At 70.6% G+C, this 6124-nt stretch carries 3 protein-coding genes and 1 pseudogene; 1 reads left to right on the top strand and 3 read right to left on the bottom strand.

Going from position 1 to position 6124, the window contains the following annotated elements; genetic code table 11:
* Positions 1–175: 175 nt before the first annotated feature.
* The 3 genes from JGS39_RS35155 to leuS all read right to left on the bottom strand — a co-directional run bounded on the left by JGS39_RS35155 (position 176) and on the right by leuS (position 5096).
* Positions 176–1021 (bottom strand): DegV family protein, encoded by an 846-nt coding sequence (locus JGS39_RS35155; RefSeq protein WP_219573820.1) that lies wholly within the window; start codon positions 1019–1021, stop codon positions 176–178.
* Between the two features lie 299 nt (positions 1022–1320).
* Positions 1321–2067 (bottom strand): hypothetical protein, encoded by a 747-nt coding sequence (locus JGS39_RS35150; protein WP_219573819.1) that lies wholly within the window; start codon positions 2065–2067, stop codon positions 1321–1323.
* A gap of 155 nt (positions 2068–2222) precedes the next feature.
* A complete protein-coding gene (gene leuS / locus JGS39_RS35145) occupies positions 2223–5096 on the bottom strand; it encodes a leucine--tRNA ligase (RefSeq protein WP_219573818.1) in 2874 nt (957 codons plus the stop codon).
* Positions 5097–5490: 394 nt separating this feature from the next.
* On the opposite strand from leuS, the pseudogene JGS39_RS35140 reads away from it, so the two are divergent.
* A pseudogene (locus JGS39_RS35140) lies at positions 5491–6124 on the top strand (hypothetical protein); the annotation flags it as partial.

Here is a 6124-nt window from a genome sequence, read left to right as displayed (position 1 = left end):
TTGCAGAACTGGTTGCAGAACTGGTTGCAGAACGAGTTGCACGACTGGTTGCACGGTGTGATCGGGAAGCCATGCCACATGACGCTAGGCACATCTTCGGGATCCCGCTGAGCGCACCCAATTCCGGTGGAAAACCGGTCCGTTGTGTATAACCACGCCACTCCGGAGAGTGACGTCAGCGAGGCGAAATCACCGCTCCCAGCAGCCCGGGACCGGTGTGCGCGCCGATCACCGCACCCACCTCGCTGACATGCAGGTCGGCCAGGCCCGGAATCCGCTCACGCAGCCGCTCGGCGAGGCGCTCGGCCCGGTCCGGGGCCGCGAGGTGATGCACCGCGATGTCCACCGGTCCGCTGCCCGCCCGCTCCGCGACGATCTCCTCCAGCCGGGCGATGGCCTTCGAGGCCGTCCGTACCTTCTCCAGCAGTTCGATCCGGCCGCCGTCCAACTGCAGGATCGGCTTCACGGCAAGGGCCGAACCGAGCAGGGCCTGCGCGGCGCCGATCCGGCCGCCGCGGCGCAGATAGTCCAGGGTGTCGACGTAGAAGTAGGCCGATGTGCCCGCCGCCCTCTTCTCGGCGGCGGCCACCGCGTCGTCCTGGCTGCCGCCCGCCTCGGCCGTCTCCGCCGCGGCCAGGGCGCAGAATCCGAGGGCCATGGCGACCATGCCTGTGTCCACCACGCGCACCGGCACCGGGGCGTCCTTCGCCGCGAGAAGGGCTGCGTCGTACGTGCCGGAGAACTCCGCCGACAGGTGCAGCGAGACGATGGCGCTCGCCCCCGCGTCGGCAGCCGCACGGTAGGCGGCGGCGAAGACCTCGGGACTGGGCCGTGAAGTCGTCACGGAACGGCGCTTCTGCAGGGCCAGGGCGAGGGAGCGGGCCGAGATCTCGGTGCCCTCCTCCAGCGCCTGGTCACCGAGAACGACGGTCAGCGGCACTGCGGTGATGCCGTGCCGCTCCATCGCCTGGGGCGGCAGGTAGGCCGTGGAATCGGTGACGATCGCGACATGGCGGGACATGAGCGGGAGGTTACCTGCCGGGGAGGGCGCTCGGCAGTCCGACCCCGACCGAATGATCAGTTCCGGTCGCTTCGGGCCGCATCCCGCCACCCCCGTTCACCTGCTACCCGGCCGCCGCCGCCCGCTCCCGCAAACCGCTCCCGCCGACCACGGACGCCAACCAGGACCACGGACCAAGACCACCGACCACGGACGGCCGTCGGCCAGGATCACTGACCGCCGGCCACGGACGGCCGTCGGCCAGGATCACCGGCACGGCCTTCGTGGCCACGGCCACGAAGGTCCACGCCCGACCGCCGTCAGTTCGTGGTCTCCGGCCGTGCCGCCTTCTGCCACGGATACTCCGTCCGCAGCCGGGGGTCCGGGGCCGTGATGGCCTGCGGGGCCTGCGAGGCCCCCTCTCCGCCCGCCGGGTCCGTCCCGGACCGCTCCTGCCCGCGGGCCACCGGAGAGTCCGGCGACTCCGGAGCCGCCGCCGCCCGGGCCTCCGCTGCCGGCTCCTCCGTCGTCCAGTGCCGCAGCGCCCCGGCCTCCACGTCGATCTGCACGTTCAGCGCCGCCAGATCGTCGTCGGCGAACTGCCGGGCCCGGTCCCTCGCGGCCCACCGCAGGGACTCCGCGGCGCGCGTGATCCGCTCGGTGCGCTTCTTCAGGTCCGGCAGCAGCGAGGTGACCGTCGCCTTGTCGGGCTCGCGTTCCAGCCGCTTCAGGTCCTCGTCCAGTTCGCGGCCGTGCACCCCGAGGCGCTGGAACAGGCCCAGCGACTCCGAGAGCGAGGCGTCCTCGACCGCGCCCGACTGCAGCGCCTCCTGAGTGGCCCGCATCGAGGTGCGCAGCGAGAGGCGGAGCTGCGCCAGCTCGCCTCCGACGCCCAGCTGTCCGTAGCTCTTGGCCCGCAACGTGGTGTCCTCCACCGTGCGGCGGGCCTGCGTGATGGTGCGGTCCACGCCGCGCTTGGCCGCGCCGACCACCTTGACGGTCGCGTAGACGCCGAGAGCCATGAAGGCGACGACGAGCAGCCCCAGAATCAGGATCACGGCTTCCATGAGCGCCCCTCGGATGGTGTGACGGCTTGCGGCACGGTTTCACCCGCCCCTCCACCGTAAACGGAACGGGCAGGCGGAGGGTTCCATCGGAACCCCCAACCTGCCCGTAGGGGAAAGCCCTCACACCATCACGACGACGGCGCCGTTGCCGCCTACTAGGCCGGAACGATGTTCACCAGCTTCGGTGCCCGGACGATCACCTTGCGGATGCCCGCCCCGTCCAGCGCCGCGACGACGGCCTGGTCGGCCAGAGCCAGGGCCTCCAGCTCGGCGTCCGTGATCGACGGGGAGATCTCCAGGCGTGCCCGGACCTTGCCCTTGATCTGCACGACGCAGGTCACGGTCTCGTCCACGACGTACGCCGGGTCGGCGATCGGGAAGTCCTGGTGCACGACCGACTCGGTGTGGCCCAGGCGGCGCCACAGCTCCTCGGCGATGTGCGGCGCCAGCGGCGCCACCAGCAGCACCAGTGCCTCGGCGACGGGGCGCGGCAGCGGGCCACCGGCCTTGGTCAGGTGGTTGTTCAGCTCGGTGACCTTGGCGATGGCGGTGTTGAAGCGCATCCCGGCCATGTCGCCGCCGACACCGTCGATCGCCTTGTGCAGCGCGCGCAGCGTGTCCTCGCCGGGCTCGGTGTCGACGACGGTGACCTCGCCGCTCTCCTCGTCGACGATGTTGCGCCACAGCCGCTGCAGCAGCCGGTACTGGCCGACGACCGCGCGGGTGTCCCAGGGACGCGACACGTCCAGGGGGCCCATGGCCATCTCGTACAGACGCAGCGTGTCCGCGCCGTACTCGCCGCAGATCTCGTCGGGCGTCACGGCGTTCTTCAGGGACTTGCCCATCTTGCCCAGGACGCGGGAGACCTTCTCGCCCTCGTAGTAGTACGCGCCGTCGCGCTCCTCGACCTCGGCCGCCGGGACCGCGATGCCGCGGCTGTCCCGGTAGACGAAGGCCTGGATCATGCCCTGGTTGTACAGCTTGTGGAACGGCTCGGCGGAGGAGACGTGGCCCAGGTCGTGCAGCACCTTGGACCAGAAGCGGGCGTACAGCAGGTGCAGCACGGCGTGCTCGGCACCGCCCACGTACAGGTCGACGCCACCGGTCGGCTGGCCCTCGCGCGGGCCCATCCAGTACTGCTCGATCGCCGGGTCGACCAGCTTCTCGCTGTTGTTCGGGTCCAGGTAGCGCAGCTCGTACCAGCAGGAACCGGCCCAGTTGGGCATCGTGTTGGTCTCGCGGCGGTACTTCCGCGGGCCGGCGCCGTCGCCCAGGTCCAGCGTGACGTTGACCCAGTCGGCGTTGCGCGACAGCGGGGTCTCCGGCTGGGTGTCGGCGTCGTCCGGGTCGAAGGTGCGCGGCGAGTAGTCGTCGACCTCCGGCAGCTCCAGCGGCAGCATCGACTCGGGCAGCGGGTGGGCGATGCCCTCCTCGTCGTACACGATCGGGAAGGGCTCGCCCCAGTAGCGCTGGCGGCTGAACAGCCAGTCGCGCAGACGGAAGTTGACGGTGCCCTCGCCGACCTCGTGCTCCTTCAGCCACTCGGTGATCCGGATCTTGGCGTCGACGACGCCCAGGCCGTCCAGCGAGATCTCGCCGTTCGCGGAGTTGACCAGCTTCGCGTCGTACGAGCCGAAGGCGTCCTCCCATGTGGAGGCGTCCGTGCCGCGGTCGTCCGACGGCTCGACGACACAGCGCATCGGCAGCTCGAAGGCGCGCGCGAAGGCGAAGTCTCGCGCGTCGTGCGCCGGTACGGCCATGATCGCGCCGGTGCCGTAGCCCATCAGGACGTAGTCGGCGATGAAGACGGGTACCTGCTCGCCACTGACCGGGTTGGTGGCGTACGAGCCGGTGAAGACACCGGTCTTGTCCTTGGCCTCGGCCTGCCGCTCCACGTCGGACTTGGCGGCGGCCTGCTTGCGGTACGCGGTGACGGCCTCGGCCGGGGTCGCGTGGCCGCCGGTCCAGACCGCGTGGGTGCCGTCGGGCCAGGCGGCGGGAGTGATCCGCTCGACCAGCTCGTGCTCCGGCGCCAGCACCATGTAGGTGGCGCCGAACAGGGTGTCCTGGCGAGTGGTGAAGACGGTGATGCTGCCGGCCCCGTCGACCGGGAAGTCGACGCGCGCGCCCTCGGAACGGCCGATCCAGTTGCGCTGCTGCAGCTTGATGGCCTCGGGCCAGTCCAGCCCGTCCAGGTCGTTCAGCAGCCGGTCGGCGTAGGCCGTGATGCGCATGTTCCACTGGCGCAGCTTGGCCTTGAAGACGGGGAAGTTGCCGCGCTCGGAGCGGCCGTCGGCCGTGACCTCCTCGTTGGCCAGGACGGTGCCCAGGCCGGGCGACCAGTTGACGGGCGCGTCGGAGGCGTAGGCCAGGCGGTGGTCGCTCAGGACGTCGGCGCGCTCGGCGGCGCTCAGGGCGCTCCAGTCACGCCCGTCCGGGGTCGGGCGCTCGCCGCTCTCGAACTGCGCGACCAGCTCGGCGATGGGCCGGGCGCGGTCCGCGTCGGTGTCGTACCAGGAGTTGAAGATCTGCAGGAAGATCCACTGGGTCCACTTGTAGTACTCGGACTCGATCGTGGCGAACGAGCGGCGCTTGTCGTGGCCCAGGCCCAGCCGGCGCAGCTGCGCCGTCATGTTCTCGATGTTGGCCTCGGTCGAGATCCGCGGGTGCGTGCCGGTCTGGACGGCGTACTGCTCCGCGGGCAGGCCGAAGGCGTCGAAGCCCAGGGTGTGCAGGACGTTGTGGCCGCTCATCCGCTGGTGACGGGCGAAGACATCGGTGGCGATGTAGCCCAGCGGGTGGCCCACGTGCAGCCCCGCACCCGAGGGGTACGGGAACATGTCCATGATGAACTTCTTCGGCTTGGCGGCCAGCTCCGGGTCGCCGGCCAGGTCACCGGTCGGGTTCGGCGCCTCGTAGGTGCCCTCGGCGTCCCAGAAGTCCTGCCAGCGTGCCTCGATGTCGGCGGCCATCGCTGCCGTATAGCGGTGCGGCGCAGCAACCTCGGCTGCGGAATTCGTCTCGCTCATCATCCTCAAAGCTCCATCGATCGTCATCTGCCGGCGCCCACGTCTACGGACACGCGTCTACGGAAACGAAAAAGCCCCTCGCACAGGAGGGGACGCCACGCTGATGCCGACCAGGCATTCTCACCGGTCGGGACTGATCAGCGCGGCTCGCTAAGCAGAAGGCGTACGGCACGCATGGCGTCAGGGTACCGCACAGGCCCGGCCCTCATCCGGGCGCGGCCGATCCGTGGACACCAGGAGCGGTGGACCACGCGGCAGAACGTCCGGGAAGCGGGGGTTACTCCGCGTAATGCCCTCTATCGGGGCAACCACGCAAACCTCGTACCGGCCGGTATGGAGCGACTTAGCATGCGGCAACGGGACCGCTTTGCCGAGCCATTCGGAGTCGCCCCCCATGAACCCTCATCGCAAGATCCGCTCATCGGCCGCCCCTTTCCAGGGGGCGAGCCGTCAGGTGCAGGGCGGGCTGACCGTCGCTGTGCTGGTTCTCCTGCCGCTGCTCGCCGTGGCGGGCAGCGACGGTGTACGCGCCACGCTCGACTTCACGACCGGTGTCCTCTCGCTGGTCTCGCTCACCGCCGCGGTGGGCTGGGGCCTCCTCGCGACCGACCGGCTGTTCCTCTCCTCGCGTCAGCGGCTGATCGGCCAGGCCGTCCACCGCACCGCTGCGGCCGCCTCGCTGGGCTTCCTGCTGCTCCATGTCACGGTGAAGGTCTCACTGGGGCACGTGGCGCTGCTCGGCGCCGTCATCCCCTTCGGTCTCGGTGTCGGGGGCACGGCGGGGCTCATCGGCTTCGGCGCACTGGCCGGACTGCTGATGGTGGTGGCCGCCGCCACGGGCGCGCTGCGCAGCGCCTTCGCCACCCCCAGCAAGGTCGCCGGGCGGTGGCGTGCGCTGCACGCGCTGTCCTACCCGGCCTGGTGCGCCGCGCTGGTGCACGGTCTGTACGCGGGCCGGCCGCCCGCGGTCTGGGTCGTCGTGATGTACAGCCTGTGTCTCGTCGCGGTGGCGGCCGGCCCGCGTACAG

Origin of the sequence: Streptomyces poriferorum (genome assembly GCF_019399235.1) — a bacterium.
Classification (GTDB): domain Bacteria; phylum Actinomycetota; class Actinomycetes; order Streptomycetales; family Streptomycetaceae; genus Streptomyces; species Streptomyces poriferorum.
This window is presented reverse-complemented; position numbering and strand designations above follow the sequence as displayed.